This window comes from Ornithinimicrobium tianjinense (assembly GCF_014636495.1).
GTDB classification, from domain to species: domain Bacteria; phylum Actinomycetota; class Actinomycetes; order Actinomycetales; family Dermatophilaceae; genus Ornithinicoccus; species Ornithinicoccus tianjinensis.
The window spans coordinates 134,638-149,405 of record NZ_BMEM01000002.1 but is presented as its reverse complement, the minus strand read 5'-3'; the positions used below and the strand labels follow the sequence as shown (position 1 = coordinate 149,405).

Here is a 14,768-nt window from a genome sequence, read left to right as displayed (position 1 = left end):
GCGGGCCGGGTCGTGGCGCAACTACCAAGGAGACACCACACCGTGGCCAAGGTCAGGGTCTATGAGCTCGCCAAGGAGCTCGGGATCGAGAGCAAGGAGCTTCTCGCCCACCTCAAGGACCAGGGAGAGTTCGTCCGGTCGGCGTCGTCGACCATCGAGCCGCCTGTCGTCCGCAAGATTCGTGAGAACCCGCCCGCGACGGCCCAGCCGTCCGGTGACGGGGCAGCCGCGTCCGGACAGGCGGCCGGCAAGCCGGCCCCCCGTCCGGCCACCCCCGGCCCCAAGCCGGGCGCGCGGCCGGCTCCCGCACCGTCGGCGGCCCCCCAGCAGACGCCGGCGGCCCGCGCCGAGTCGCGTCCCGCCCCGAAGGCCTCCGGTCCCGCGACGGACGTCTCGGTCAGCTCCGAGCGCCCGGCGGCCACGCCGGCCGCCCGCGAGGCCGACCGGTCGACCCCCGGACCGCGCCCCACCTCCGACGCGACGCCGGCCGGGCCACGCCCCGGGCCGGCCCAGCCGGCGGCGGGCGAGCGCCCGCGCCGCGGTGCGCCCACCCCGGGTCCTGCGGCCCGCCCGTCCGAGCGCGGCGCCGCGGAGGCCGGACAGGGCCCCCGTCCCGCACGTCCTGGGGCCAAGCCGGGCCCGCGCCCGGGCAACAACCCCTTCTCCTCCAGCCAGGGGATGGGTCGCGAGCGCCGTGGCGGCGACCGGGGCGAGCGTCCGGGTGGCGCCGGTGGCGGTGCGCCGCGTCCCGGCAACAACCCGTTCGCGCCCAGCCAGGGCATGCCGCGTCCGGGTGGCACCCGTGGCACGGCGGCCGGTCCGGGCGGTCCCCGTCCTGCTCCGCGTCCGGGCGGCCCGCGGCCCAACCCGGGCATGATGCCCGAGCGTGCGGCCGTGCCCCGTCCGGGCGAGCGTCCGGCCCGCCCCGGCTCCGGTGGCCGTGGGCGTCCCGGTGCCCCGGGTGCGGGTGGTCCCGGCGGCTACCGCGGTGGTCCCGCAGGCGGCCCCGGTGGCGCTGCCGGTCGGGGCGGCGGCCCGCGCGGTCGTGGCGGCACCCAGGGCGCGTTCGGACGAGGCGGCGGAAAGGTCCGCGGCCGTAAGTCCAAGCGGGCCAAGCGCGCCGAGTTCGAGCAGATGCAGGCGCCCGCCATCGGCGGCGTCAACGTCCCTCGCGGCAACGGCATGACCGTCACGGTCCGCCGTGGCGCCTCGCTCACCGACTTCGCCGACAAGATCAACGTCGACCCCGCGGCACTGGTCACCGTGCTCTTCCACCTCGGTGAGATGGCCACGGCGACCCAGTCTCTCGACGAGGACACGTTCGGTGTGCTCGGTTCCGAGCTCGGCTACGACATCCGCGTCGTGTCCCCCGAGGAGGAGGAGCGCGAGCTCCTCAGCTCCTTCAACATCGACCTGGAGGCCGAGGCGGAGTCCGAGTCCGACGAGGACCTGGAGGCCCGTCCTCCGGTCGTGACCGTCATGGGTCACGTCGACCACGGCAAGACCCGCCTGCTGGACGCCATCCGGCGCTCCGAGGTGGGTGCGGGAGAGGCCGGTGGCATCACCCAGCACATCGGCGCCTACCAGGTGCGGACCGAGCACGAGGGCGAGGAGCGGGCGATCACCTTCATCGACACCCCGGGTCACGAGGCGTTCACCGCCATGCGTGCCCGTGGTGCCAAGGTGACCGACATCGCGATCCTCGTGGTCGCCGCGGACGACGGCGTCATGCCGCAGACGATCGAGGCGCTCAACCACGCGCAGGCGGCCGACGTGCCGATCGTCGTCGCCGTCAACAAGATCGACGTCGACGGCGCCAACCCGGCCAAGATCCGACAGCAGCTCACCGAGTACAACCTGGTGGCCGAGGAGTACGGCGGCGAGACGATGTTCGTCGACGTCTCCGCCAAGCAGGGCACCAACATCGACGAGCTGCTCGACGCCGTCCTGCTCACCGCGGACGCCGCGCTCGACCTGCGGGCCAACCCCGACAAGGACGCGCGTGGTGTGGCCATCGAGGCCAACCTGGACAAGGGCCGCGGCGCTGTCGCGACCGTCCTCGTCCAGCAGGGCACGCTGCGCGTCGGCGACGCGATCGTCACCGGCTCCAGCCACGGCCGCGTCCGCGCGATGCTCGACGAGCACGGCAACAACGTGCAGGAGGCGACCCCGTCGCGTCCGGTGCAGGTGCTCGGTCTGGACACGGTGGCCCGGGCCGGCGACACCTTCGTGGTGGCGCCCGACGACCGGACCGCTCGCCAGATCGCCGAGAAGCGCGAGGCTGCCGACCGGCAGGCCGCGCTGGCCAAGTCGCGCAAGCGGATCAGCCTGGAGGACCTCAACAAGGCCCTCGCCCAGGGCAAGGTCGAGACCCTCAACCTCATCCTCAAGGGCGACGTGTCGGGCTCGGTCGAGGCGCTCGAGGACGCGCTGCTCCAGATCGACGTGGGCGAGGAGGTCGACCTGCGGATCATCGACCGCGGCGTCGGCGCCATCACGATGAACAACATCAACCTGGCCGTCGCGTCCAACGCCATCATCCTGGGCTTCAACGTCCGGGCCGAGGGCCAGAACGCCGACTACGCCGACAAGGAAGGCGTCGAGATCCGCTACTACAGCGTGATCTACCAGGCGATCGAGGACATCGAGAACGCCCTCAAGGGCATGCTCAAGCCCGAGTACGAGGAGGTCGAGACCGGCACCGCCGAGATCCGCGAGATCTTCCGCAGCTCCAAGTTCGGCAACGTCGCGGGCTCGCTCGTCCGCAGCGGCACGATCAACCGTGGCGCCAAGGCCCGCATCACCCGCCAGGGTGTCGTCATCACCGAGGGCCTGGAGATCGCCGGTCTGCGGCGGTTCAAGGACGACGTCACCGAGGTCCGCGAGGGCTACGAGTGCGGAATCAACCTGGGCTCGTTCAACGACGTCCAGGTGGATGACCTCATCACCACCTACGAGATGCGCGAGATCCCGCGCAGCTGACCTCGTCAGGGATGACGCGCCGGGCCGGCTCCGCCTTCGGGCGGGGCCGGCCCGCTGCGTCGTCCACGCCCGTCCGGGGTCCCGCACGGTCGGAGGACCGTCCGTCCGACGACTAGGATGGTCCAGCCCGTCCCGCCACCGACTCAGGAGGTTGCCATGGCCGACCAGGCCCGTGCCCGCAGGATCGCCGAGCGGATCAAGCAGCTGGTGACCCAAGGACTGTCCCAGGTCGTCAAGGACGAGCGCGTGGGCTTCGTGACCATCACCGACGTGCGCGTGACCGGCGACCTCCAGAACGCCAGCGTCTTCTACACCGTTCTCGGCACCGACGAGGACCGCACGACGGCCGCCGAGATCCTGGAGACCTACCGGGGGCGGCTGCGCTCCTTCGTCGGCAAGGGCCTGGGCATCCGACTCACGCCGACCCTCGAGTTCATCCTCGACGCGCTGCCCGAGGACGCCCAGCACCTGGACGAGCTGCTCCGCAAGGTCGCCGAGCGCGACGCCGAGCTGGCCGCGGCCCGCCGCGAGTCCGGCTACGCAGGAGAGCCCGACCCCTACCGCAAGCCCCGGGCCGCCGACGAGGACGAGGACGCCCAGGAGTGACCTCGCCCGACCCGGCGCCCGTCGGCGACGGACTTCTCGTCGTCGACAAGCCGGCCGGCTGGACCAGTCACGACGTCGTCGCACGCCTGCGCCGCCTCTGCCGCACGCGCCGGGTCGGCCACGCCGGCACGCTCGACCCGATGGCGACCGGGGTCCTCGTCGTGGGCGTCAACAGGGGCACCAAGCTGCTCACCTTCCTCGTCGGTCACGACAAGGGGTATGCCGCGACCGTGCGCCTGGGCCAGTCCACCCTCACCGACGACGCCGAGGGCGAGGTCACCGGGGGAGCCGACGCGGCGCACGTCACGCCTGCCCAGGTCGCGGAGGCCGTGCGGGCCCTCACCGGCGAGATCCAGCAGGTACCCAGCGCGGTGAGCGCGATCAAGGTCGACGGCAGGCGCTCCTACGCGCGGGTCCGCTCCGGCGAGGACGTCGCGCTGGCCTCCCGACCGGTCACCGTGAGCCGCTTCGAGGTGCTCGGCTCGCGGCGTGCCGAGGTCGACGGTCGCGTCGTCCTGGACGTGGACGTCGAGGTAGACGTGTCCTCGGGCACCTACGTGCGGGCGCTGGCCAGGGACCTCGGTGCCGCCCTCGGCGTGGGCGGTCACCTCACCGCGCTGCGACGCACCCGCGTGGGTGGGCTGACCCTCGAGCACGCGGTGAGCCTGGAGGAGCTGGACCCGGAGACCGGACCCGGCCCGACCGCAAACCTCGTCGACCTCGCAGACGCGGCCCGCGCCGCCCTGGCCACGAGGGAGCTCACCGAGCCCGAGGCGAGAGCCCTGGGGTTCGGGCAGAAGGTCGCCTCGGCGCGACCGGGGCGCAGCGAGCCGGTGGCCGCGTTCGGCCCGGACGGCACCCTCGTCGCCATCCTCGACGAGTCGCGAGCGGACGCGCGACCCCACGTCGTCCTGGCACCGGCGGGCGCGAAGTAGAGTTACCGCCGTGCACCGCTGGACCAGCCTGGACGACGTCCCCGCCGACCTCGGCCCGACGGTCGCCACCCTCGGCAACTTCGACGGGGTCCACCGCGGGCACCGGGCGGTCCTGGACACCGTCACCTCCATCGCACGGGAGCGGGGGCTGGCCTCGGTGGCCGTCACCTTCGACCCGCACCCGGTCGCCGTGCTCCACCCGGAGCGGGCGCCGCAGGAGATCGCCGGGCTCGACCACCGCCTCGACCTGCTGGAGCAGGCCGGGCTCGACGGGGTGGTCGTCGTCGAGTTCACCCGGGAGTACGCCCTCCTCACGCCGGAGGACTTCGTCCGGCAGACCTTCGTCGACGGCCTCCGCTCGCAGGTCGTGGTCATCGGCCACGACTCCCGGTTCGGCCTGCACAACAGCGGCGACGAGTCGACGATGCGCGCGCTGGGGGAGCGGTACTCCTTCGAGGTCGTCGTCCAGGGCACGGTCGGGGAGATGGACCATGGCCTGCGCTCCTGGTCCTCCACCGCGCTGCGCGCCGCGATCGCCGCCGGGGACATGGAGGCCGCCACCGAGATCCTCGACCGCTACCACCGGGTCTCGGGGGAGGTCGTCCACGGGCACCACCGCGGTCGCGAGCTGGGCTATCCCACCGCCAACCTCGCGACCGACAGCGAGGGCCTGGTCCCCGGTGACGGGGTCTACGCCGGCTGGCTGGAGCGCCCCGTCCTCCCGCCGGACCACCCGGACCGACGCCTTCCCGCGGCGATCTCCGTGGGCACGAACCCGACCTTCGACGACGTCGTCCAGCGCACCGTGGAGGCCTACGTCCTGGACCGCACCGACCTCGACCTCTACGGCGAGACCGTCTGGGTGGAGTTCGTGACCCGCCTGCGGGCCAACGAGAGGTTCGACTCGCTGGAGGCGCTGATGGACCAGATGGCTCTGGACGTCGAGCGCGCGCGGGACCTGCTGCGCGGCTGAGCGGACGGGAGCGGTATGCCGCCCGCGCTGCGGGAACGTCTCGCCCGCACCGACTGGGGACTGTTCGTCGCCGCGCTCGGCCTCTCGCTCGTGGGCGCCCTGCTCGTCTGGTCGACCACCCGGGACTCCGTCGGGGCCGCGCTCGCCGTGCGCCACCTGGTCAACGCGGCCGTGGGTGCTGTCCTCGCGGTGGCCCTCGTGGCGGTCGACGTGCGCTGGTTGCGAGCCGTCGCGCCGTGGGTCTACCTGGCCGGGACCGCCGGGCTCGTGCTGGTGCTCACGCCGCTGGGCCAGACGGTCAACGGCTCCCGCTCGTGGCTGTTCCTGCCTGGAGGTTTCTCGCTCCAGCCGGCCGAGCTGGCCAAGATCGGCCTGGTGGTCGGGCTGGCCATGATCCTGGCCGAGGGTCGCGACCCGCTCCGGCCCCCGTTGTGGCGCGAGGTGCTGACGGCCTGGACGGTGGCCGCCGTGCCCGTGCTGCTCATCCTGCTGCAGCCCGACCTGGGCAGCGCCCTGGTGCTGGGGGTGCTGACGGTGGCGGTGGTGGCCGCCTCGGGCGCCGCGGCGCGGTGGACGTGGGTGGCCGTGGTCGGCACCGCGACCGCCGTGGTGCTGGCCGTGACCCTCCCGCTTCTCGACCCCTACCAGCTCGACCGGTTGCTCGCCTTCCGCGACCCCGACCTGGACCCTCAGGGGATCGGGTACCAGACCCGCCAGGTGCGCCTGGCGATCGGCTCCGGGGGCTGGACCGGCACCGGACTGGGCGAGGGACCCCATACCCAGGGAGGCTTCATCCCGTTCCAGCACACCGACTTCATCTTCTCGGTGGCGGGGGAGGAGCTCGGCTGGCTCGGAGCCGTCGGGCTGGTGCTGCTGCTCGGCTTCCTCGTGCTGCGGGCGATGGTCGTCGGGCTGCGCAGCGACGAACCCTTTGGGCGCCTCGTGGCCGTGGGCGTCGGCGCGTGGCTCGGTTTCCAGACCTTCGAGAACGTCGGCATGAACCTGGGCCTCATGCCGGTCACCGGACTGCCGCTCCCGTTCCTGTCCTACGGCGGGTCGTCGATGCTGGCGTGCTGGCTCGCGATCGGTCTGGTGGCGTGCGCCCAGCAGCGCTGGCGGGTCTCACGCTGAGCACCGGGAACACGGCCGGGCCGGGTGTTGGCGTAGCCGGTCAAACCTGCAAGGATGCGGGGACCGTGGCTGGCGACGAAGGAGTGCAGATGGCCCGTTCCGTGACCGACGAGGTCTCCGACCTGAGCAGGCTCGACAGGCGCGCGACGAGCGTCGCGCACCTCTTCCGGGACCGTGTGGCTCAGACGCCGCGCGGCGAGGCGTTCCGCTCCCCGGAGGGTGCGGGCTGGACCTCCCTCTCCTGGGAGCAGACCCGCGACCGTGCCTACGCGCTCGCCGCCGGGCTGGTCGACGTCGGTCTCGAGCCCGAGGAGCGGGTCTCGGTCATGTCCAGCACCCGGATGGAGTGGATCCTGACCGACCTGGCGATCATGTGCGCCGGCGGGGCCACGACCACCATCTACCCCACGACCGTCGAGGACGACGTCGCCTACATCGTGGCCGACTCCGGCAGCCGGGTCGTGGTGGCCGAGACCCCCGAGCACGTCGAGGCGCTGCGGCACCGCCGTGCGGAGCTGCCGGACGTCCTGGCCGTCGTGGTCCTCGACGGCGAGGGCGACGGGGACTGGGTGCTGACCTTCGACGAGCTCGAGGCGCGCGGCACCGCCCTGCTCGCCGCCGAGCCCGGGCTGGTGGACGCACGCATCGACCAGCTGACCCCCCAGCACCTCGCCACCATCATCTACACCTCGGGCACCACCGGGCGGCCGAAGGGAGTCCGCCTCACCCACGACAACTGGACCTACATCGGCGCGGCCGTCGACTCGATCGGCATCCTCGGGCCCGACGACCTCCAGTTCCTCTGGCTGCCCCTGTCCCACGTCCTCGGCAAGATGTTCCTCATCCTGCCGATGCAGATGGGGTTCCCGACGGCCGTGGCCGGCGACGTCACGAAGATCGTCGACAACGTGGCCGTCGTGAAGCCGACCTTCATGGCCGCGGCACCGCGGATCTTCGAGAAGGCCTACGGCAAGATCACGACGATGGTGGCCGCCGAGGGCGGGGTCAAGGCCAAGCTGTTCGACTGGGCGTTCGGTGTCGGACGCGAGGTCGGCGAGATCCGCGCCGGCGGGGGAGAGCCCTCCGGCGTCCTGGCCCTGAAGTACCGCCTCGCCGACAAGCTCGTCCTGTCCAAGGTGAGGGACCGCTTCGGCGGACGGGTGCGCTTCTTCATCTCCGGCTCCGCGGCCCTCAACCCCGACGTCGCCCGGTGGTTCGACGCCGCCGGCCTCACGATCATCGAGGGTTACGGGCTCACCGAGACCACGGCCCCGGCCACGGTCAACCGCCCGGACCCGCAGGCCAACGTCTTCGGCACCGTCGGCTGGGTGCTGCCCGGCACCCAGGTGCGGATCGCCGAGGACGGGGAGATCCTCGTCAAGGGTCCCGGCGTGATGACCGGCTACCACAACCAGCCCGAGGCCACCGCCGAGGTGCTGCAGGACGGCTGGTTCGCCACCGGCGACATCGGCACCCTCGACGAGCAGGGCTACCTGACCATCACCGACCGCAAGAAGGACCTCTTCAAGACCTCGGGGGGCAAGTACGTCGCGCCCTCGCACATCGAGTCGATGTTCAAGGGGATCTGCCCCTACGCCAGCCAGCTGGTCATCGAGGGTGACGGCCGCAAGTTCGTCTCGGCGATCATCACCCTCGACCCGGACGCGATCACCGCCTGGGCGGCCCACCACGGCATGGCCGGCGACTCCTACGCCCAGATCGTCTCCTCGCCCCAGTGCCGGGAGATGGTGCAGGGGTATGTCGACGAGCTCAACTCCCAGCTCAACCGGTGGGAGCAGATCAAGCAGTTCCACATCCTCGACCACGACCTGTCGGTGGAGGAGGGGGATCTGACCCCCAGCATGAAGCTCAAGCGCAAGCAGGTCATCCAGAAGTACAAGTCCGAGCTGGACGCCTTCTACGCCGAGTCCTGACGACCTCGCCCCGGGGTGGCCCCCGGGGCGAGCGTCGCCGAGGATTCGCGGAAGCCCCGTCACGCTGCATACCCTTGACGTCATGCCTGCCGCACCCGCTCCGACCCGCCCCGCGCACGGGGAGTCCTGGCTTCCTGCGCTGGAGCCGCTGCTGGAGCAGGTCGCCAAGCCGGTGCAGTACATCGGCGGCGAGCTCAACAGCCAGGTCAAGGACTGGGACTGCGGAGGTGCGACGACCGCGCGCTGGGCGCTGATGTACCCGGACGCGTACGAGATCGGGCTGCCCAACCAGGGCGTCATGATCCTCTACGAAGTCCTGAACGAGCAGCCGGACGTCCTCGCCGAGCGCACGTATGCCGTGTGGCCGGACCTCGAGGCCCTCATGCGCGAGAGCGGCGTGCCGCAGTTCACGGTCGACGGGCACCGCAGCGTGCGCGACTTCGACGTGCTGGGCCTGAGCTTCTCGACCGAGCTGGGCTACACGAACATGCTCACCGCGCTCGACCTGGCCGGGATCCCGCTCCACGCGCGCGACCGGGGCGAGGACGACCCGATCGTGATCGCCGGCGGGCACGCGAGCTTCAACCCCGAGCCGGTCGCCGACTTCCTGGACGCGGCGATCGTCGGTGACGGGGAAGAGGCCGTGCTGCATGCCTCCAAGGTCATCAACGCCTGGAAGGCGGCGGGACGGCCCGACGGGCGCGAGGGGCTGCTGCTCGAGCTCGCCCGCAGCGGGGGCGTCTACGTGCCCGCGTTCTACGACGTGTCCTACCTGCCGGACGGCCGCATCCAGCGGGTGGCGCCCAACCAGCCCGGCGTGCCGTGGCGCGTGGCCAAGCACACGGTCATGGACCTCGACGCCTGGCCCTACCCCAAGCAGCCGCTCGTCCCGGTCACCGAGTCGGTGCACGAGCGCATGTCGGTGGAGATCTTCCGCGGCTGCACCCGTGGCTGCCGCTTCTGCCAGGCGGGCATGATCACCCGGCCCGTGCGCGAGCGGTCGATCACCGGCATCGGCGAGATGGTCGAGAAGGGGCTGGCGGCGACCGGGCTCGACGAGGTGGGCCTGCTCTCGCTGTCCTCGGCCGACCACTCCGAGATCGGCGCGATCACCAAGGGTCTGGCGGACCGTTACGAGGGGAGCCAGACCGGTCTGTCGCTGCCCTCCACGCGCGTCGACGCCTTCAACATCGAGCTGGCCAACGAGCTCACCCGCAACGGGCGGCGCTCCGGGCTGACCTTCGCCCCCGAGGGTGGCAGCGAGCGCATGCGCAAGGTCATCAACAAGATGGTGACCGAGGAGGACCTCATCCGCACGGTCGCGGCGGCGTACGCCGCCGGTTGGCGGCAGGTCAAGCTCTACTTCATGTGCGGGCTCCCGACGGAGACCGACGAGGACGTCCTGGCGATCGCCGACCTCGCCAAGAAGGTCATCGACACCGGGCGCGAGGTCTCCGGCCGGCGCGACATCCGGTGCACCGTCTCGATCGGCGGTTTCGTGCCCAAGCCGCACACCCCCTTCCAGTGGGCGGCGCAGCTGGGGGCCGAGGAGACCGACGCGCGGCTGGCCAAGCTGCGCGAGGCCGTCCGGTCCGACCGCCGCTACGGCTCGGCGATCGGCTTCCGCTACCACGACGGGCAGCCGGGGATCGTCGAGGGACTGCTCTCCCGCGGCGACCGTCGCCTCGGTGCCGTGATCGAGCGGGTATGGCGCGCCGGTGGCCGGTTCGACGGCTGGAACGAGCACTTCTCCTACGAGCGCTGGATGACGGCGGCCGAGGAGGGCCTGGCCGAGCACCCCGTCGACGTCGCCTGGTACACCACCCGCGAGCGCGGCGAGCACGAGGTGCTGCCCTGGGACCACATCGACTCGGGGCTGGACAAGGAGTGGCTGTGGGAGGACTGGCTGGACGCTCTCGACGAGCGTGAGGTCGAGGACTGCCGCTGGACCCCGTGCTTCGACTGCGGCGTCTGCCCGCAGATGAACACCGAGATCCAGATCGGCCCGACCGGCAAGACCCTGCTCCCGCTCTCGGTCGTCCGTACCTGACCGACCCCACCTCCACCGGGTGCGTGGAGGGGTTGCTCAGTCCTCGACGCGGAAGCCGACCTTCACACCGACCTGCCAGTCGGCCACGGCACCGTCCACCAGGTGGCCACGCACCTCGGTGACCTCGAACCAGTCGAGGTGGCGCACGGTCCGAGCGGTCGTGGAGATGGCGTTCGTGATCGCCTGCTGGATGCCGTCCGGAAAGGTGCCTACGACCTCGGCGACCTTGTAGACGTGGTTGCTCACGGTGACCTCCTTGGTCGGGTGCTGGTCCGGTCCAGTCTCCTCGGCCCACCTCACCAGGGCAACCATGTGGTGGGATGGCTCCATGTCTGCCCCTGATGACACAGATGCCAACGCGTCGGCGACGTCTTCACGATGACCATCACCAACGGCAAGACGCGTGACAACCACGTCGTGGAGTTCGAGGAGGGTCGACGCCTCGCCTGGAAGCCGGCCTCCCCGGGGGAGCCGCCGGCCGGGCACCTGTGGCGCTGGGAGCTCGAGCCTCGCGACGACGGCACGACCACGGTCACGCACACCTACGACTGGAGCAAGCTCACCGACCCCTCGCGCATGGCCCGTGCCCGTACCACCACGCCGGAGATGCTCCAGAGATCGGTGGACCGACTGGCGGCGCGCGTCGAGTCTTGACCTGACGCGTCCGGTGTGGCTGGGAGCAACCACACCGGACGCTCGGCGGGTCAGGCGATCTTGCGGGCGCGGATGATCCCGTCGATCGCGAGGATCTGAGACTTGAGCTCGTCGCGGACCTCGCCCTCGACGTCGACGAGGGTGTAGGCGAAGTCGCCCTTGGACTTGTTGGTGAACTCCGAGACGTTGAGCCCGGCATCGCCGAGCGCGGCGGTGATCTGGCCGATCATGTTGGGCTTGTTCTCGTTGAAGATCCCCAGCCGGGTCGTGCCCGGCGTGCGGGCCATCTGCACCTCGGGGAAGTTGACCGAGTTGCGGATGTTGCCGTGGAGCAGGTAGTCCGAGAGCTGGTCCACGGCCATGACCGCGCAGTTGTCCTCGGCCTCTCCGGTGGAGGCTCCCAGGTGAGGCAGGGCCACGACCTTGGGGTGGACCGCGCCGGCCTCGGTCGGGAAGTCGTTGATGTAGGCGTGCAGCTGCCCCGCGTCGAGCGCCGCCAGCACGGCCGCCTCGTCCACGACCCCGCCGCGGGCGAAGTTGAGCACGACCCCGCCGCGCGGCATGAGCGCCACGCGCTCGGCGTTGACCAGCCCCTTGGTCCCCTCGACGAGCGGGACATGGAGAGTGACCATGTCCGATCGGGAGAAGAGCTCCTCGACGCTGGTCACCTGCTCGACGTTGGGGGAGAGCTGCCAGGCGTTCTTGATCGTCAGCGCCGGGTCGTAGCCCAGCACCCGCAGGCCCAGCGAGTGCGCGGCGTTGGCCACGAGGACGCCGATGGCGCCCAGCCCGATCACGCCGAGCGTCCGGCCGGGGAGCTCGAAGCCGGCGTACCGCTTCTTGCCCGTCTCCACCTGGACGTCGAGCTCCTTGCCGTGCAGGCCCTGCTCCGCCACGAGGGTGCGTGTGTAGTCGGCCGCGTGGAACAGGTTGCGCGCGGCCAGGAGCATGCCGGCGATGACCAGCTCCTTGACGGCGTTGGCGTTGGCGCCGGGGGTGTTGAAGACGGGGATGCCGAGGCTGGCCATCTTCTCGACCGGGATGTTGTTGGTCCCCGCGCCCGCACGCGCCACGGCATACAGGCTCTCGGGGATCTCCATGGAGTGCAGGTCGGCGGACCGCACCAGGATGCCGCGGGGGTCGGCGATGTCCGTGCCGACGTCGAAGAGGTCCCGGTCCAGCCGCTGCAGGCCGACGGGGCTGATGGCGTTGAGGGTCTTGATCGCGAAGGTCATGGGTCAGCCGTTCTGCTTCTCGAAGTCGGTCATGAAGTCGACGAGGGCCTGGACGCCCTCGATCGGCATGGCGTTGTAGATGCTGGCACGCATCCCGCCCACGCTGCGGTGCCCGCCGAGCCCCGACAGACCCGCCTCCGCAGCGGCCTGGACGAAGGGCTTCTCCAGGGCGGGGTCGGGGACGAGGAAGGGCACGTTCATCCACGAGCGCGCCTCCTTCTGCACCGGGTTGGAGTAGAAGTCGGAACCGTCGATGGCCCCGTAGAGCAGCTCCGCCTTGGCGCGGTTGCGCTCGGCCATGGCGGTCAGGCCACCCTGCTGCTCGACCCACTCCAGGACCAGCCCGACGAGGTACCACGACAGGGTCGGGGGAGTGTTGAGCATGGAGTCGGCCTCGGCCATCGCGGTCCAGTCGATCATGCTCGGCGTCTCCGGGCGGGCGGTGCCGAGCAGGTCCTTGCGGACGATCGTCACGACCAGCCCGGACGGACCGAGGTTCTTCTGGGCACCGGCATAGATCACCCCGAACCGGGACACGTCCAGCGGGCGCGACAGGATCGTGGAGCTGGCGTCGGTGACGAGCGGGACGTCGCCCGTCTCCGGCACGTACGGGAACTCCACGCCACCGATCGTCTCGTTGAGGGTGTAGTGGAGGTATGCCGCTCCCGCCGGCACCTCGAGGCTGCCCTGGGCCGGGACGCTGGAGTAGTTGGACTCCTTCTCGTCCGCGACGACCTGGACGTCCAGGTACCTGCGGGCCTCGGCGATCGCCTTCTTGCTCCAGGCGCCGGTGTTGACGTAGGCGGCGCTGGAACCGGGAGCGGTGAGGTTGAGCGGCACGCCGGCGAACTGCCCCGTCGCACCACCCTGCAGGAACAGGACGGCGTAGTCGTCGGGCACCCCGAGCAGGGAGCGCATGCGGGCCTCGGCCTCGGCGGCGATCGAGACGAACTCGGGACTGCGGTGCGACATCTCCATGACTGACATCCCGGACCCTCGCCAGTCGGTCAGCTCGGACTGGGCGCGCTCGAGCACCTCGAGCGGCATCGTGGCGGGGCCTGCGGAGAAGTTGTACACGCGCACGGGTTCATACCTCTGGGGTTGGGTGGTCCGGGCGCGGCAGACCGGACCCGGAGGGACTCGGCGTCGAGACTTGGCCCCTACGGTAGCGGTCGACCCCCGCCACGACGACCGTCAGCAGTGTGGCGTGGCGCACGTCGGCAGGTAGCCTGGGCGCCCATGGCCGGCTCCCGACGCGTCCCAGAGGGCCCCGCACCCGACCCCGCGGTGCAGAAGCTGCGCATCCGCTACGCCAAGCGTGGCCGGATGCGCTTCACCTCCACACGCGACTTCCAGCGTGCCCTCGAGCGGGCCGTGCGGCGTGCCGGGCTGCCGATGGCCTACTCCGGCGGGTTCCACCCGCACCCCAAGATCTCCTACGCGAATGCCGCACCCACCGGCGCCGCGAGCGAGGCGGAGTACGTCGAGATCTCGTTGACCCGCGTCGTGGACCCCGCTGCGGTGGCCCCGGTCCTGGACGCCTCCCTGCCCGAGGGTCTGGACGTCATCGAGGTCGTCGACGCGGCAGACCTGCCCGGCGCCCTGGCCGACCGGCTGCAGGGGAGCGTGTGGGGCATGCGCTTCCTCGCGGCCCGGGGGGAGGCGTGGGACGCCGAGGGTATGGCGCGCGCCGTCGCCTCGTTCCTGGCGGTCCCCGAGCTCCACGTCCCGCGGATGATGAAGAAGGGGCCGCGCGACCTCGACGTCCGCGCCGCGGTCCTGGACCTCGCGGTGGCCGACACCCTCGTGCCCGGGGTGGAGGCCGACCCGGACGGTGGCGACGTCGTCCTGCTGGCCTCGCTGCTGCACACCACTCCCACGGTGCGTCCCGAGGAGGTGTGGACGGCCCTCCGGCAGGTGAGCGGGCTCGACCTGCCCCGGCCGGTGAGCACGCGCCTGCGCCAGGGACCGGTCGTGGACGGGACCGTGGCAGAGACGCTCGACGACGGGTCCGTGTGAGATACTGACCACCGGTCCTGCAGGTGTCACACCGCCTGCCGGACCCGGCTCGAGATCGCGGGCGCCCTCCGAGGTGCGCCCCAGACGCCATACGGCGCGTCGACGACTCCCGCCGGCCGCCCGGTGCCGCGCCTCCCGCGCGAACTGAGGCGGAGACCAGGACGACTTCCGTCCAGGGCCCTTCCGGACCCGGACGACTGCACCCGCGCCAGGCGGGGAGCGGGCCGTACCCCGGCCCGGGTGTGGCTT

12 protein-coding genes are annotated in these 14,768 nt (G+C 71.6%); 9 read left to right on the top strand and 3 right to left on the bottom strand.

All coding sequences use genetic code 11. The features are described 5' to 3' along the window. The first annotated feature begins 42 nt into the window (after positions 1-42). The 7 genes from infB to IEV65_RS08510 all read left to right on the top strand — a co-directional run bounded on the left by infB (position 43) and on the right by IEV65_RS08510 (position 10,611). Positions 43-2,982 (top strand): translation initiation factor IF-2, encoded by a 2,940-nt coding sequence (infB, locus tag IEV65_RS08540; RefSeq protein ID WP_188429849.1) that lies wholly within the window; start codon positions 43-45, stop codon positions 2,980-2,982. Between the two features lie 156 nt (positions 2,983-3,138). Further along, a complete protein-coding gene (gene rbfA, locus IEV65_RS08535) occupies positions 3,139-3,588 on the top strand; it encodes a 30S ribosome-binding factor RbfA (RefSeq protein ID WP_188429847.1) in 450 nt (149 codons plus the stop codon). Beyond that, positions 3,585-4,523 (top strand): tRNA pseudouridine(55) synthase TruB, encoded by a 939-nt coding sequence (truB, locus tag IEV65_RS08530; RefSeq protein WP_188429845.1) that lies wholly within the window; start codon positions 3,585-3,587, stop codon positions 4,521-4,523. Before rbfA ends, truB begins: the two co-directional genes overlap by 4 nt. 10 nt (positions 4,524-4,533) lie before the next feature. After that, positions 4,534-5,496 (top strand): bifunctional riboflavin kinase/FAD synthetase, encoded by a 963-nt coding sequence (locus IEV65_RS08525; protein WP_188429843.1) that lies wholly within the window; start codon positions 4,534-4,536, stop codon positions 5,494-5,496. A 15-nt stretch (positions 5,497-5,511) separates the two neighbouring features. Continuing rightward, complete coding sequence (gene rodA, locus IEV65_RS08520; protein ID WP_188429841.1) at positions 5,512-6,627, top strand: rod shape-determining protein RodA; 1,116 nt, start codon at positions 5,512-5,514, stop codon at positions 6,625-6,627. Between the two features lie 89 nt (positions 6,628-6,716). Further along, the gene (locus IEV65_RS08515) at positions 6,717-8,561 is read left to right on the top strand and encodes an AMP-dependent synthetase/ligase (protein ID WP_188429839.1); all 1,845 of its coding nucleotides are present in this window, start codon (positions 6,717-6,719) and stop codon (positions 8,559-8,561) included. Positions 8,562-8,643: 82 nt separating this feature from the next. Continuing rightward, positions 8,644-10,611: a TIGR03960 family B12-binding radical SAM protein gene (locus tag IEV65_RS08510; protein WP_188429837.1), complete on the top strand. Its 1,968-nt coding sequence runs from the start codon at positions 8,644-8,646 to the stop codon at positions 10,609-10,611. Positions 10,612-10,647: 36 nt separating this feature from the next. Here IEV65_RS08510 and IEV65_RS08505 read toward each other — a convergent pair whose 3' ends face one another. Continuing rightward, positions 10,648-10,857: a dodecin gene (locus tag IEV65_RS08505; RefSeq protein ID WP_188429835.1), complete on the bottom strand. Its 210-nt coding sequence runs from the start codon at positions 10,855-10,857 to the stop codon at positions 10,648-10,650. Between the two features lie 132 nt (positions 10,858-10,989). On the opposite strand from IEV65_RS08505, the gene IEV65_RS08500 reads away from it, so the two are divergent. Continuing rightward, a complete protein-coding gene (locus IEV65_RS08500; RefSeq protein ID WP_188429833.1) occupies positions 10,990-11,265 on the top strand; it encodes an SRPBCC family protein in 276 nt (91 codons plus the stop codon). Positions 11,266-11,315: 50 nt separating this feature from the next. Here IEV65_RS08500 and IEV65_RS08495 read toward each other — a convergent pair whose 3' ends face one another. Then, complete coding sequence (locus IEV65_RS08495; protein ID WP_188429831.1) at positions 11,316-12,500, bottom strand: phosphoglycerate dehydrogenase; 1,185 nt, start codon at positions 12,498-12,500, stop codon at positions 11,316-11,318. A gap of 3 nt (positions 12,501-12,503) precedes the next feature. Continuing rightward, positions 12,504-13,583, bottom strand: coding sequence for a 3-phosphoserine/phosphohydroxythreonine transaminase (gene serC, locus IEV65_RS08490; protein WP_188429829.1), 1,080 nt, complete (start codon positions 13,581-13,583; stop codon positions 12,504-12,506). Positions 13,584-13,739: 156 nt separating this feature from the next. On the opposite strand from serC, the gene IEV65_RS08485 reads away from it, so the two are divergent. Beyond that, positions 13,740-14,519, top strand: a complete 780-nt coding sequence (locus tag IEV65_RS08485; RefSeq protein WP_188429827.1) for a TIGR03936 family radical SAM-associated protein — start codon at positions 13,740-13,742, stop codon at positions 14,517-14,519. Positions 14,520-14,768 lie beyond the last annotated feature (249 nt).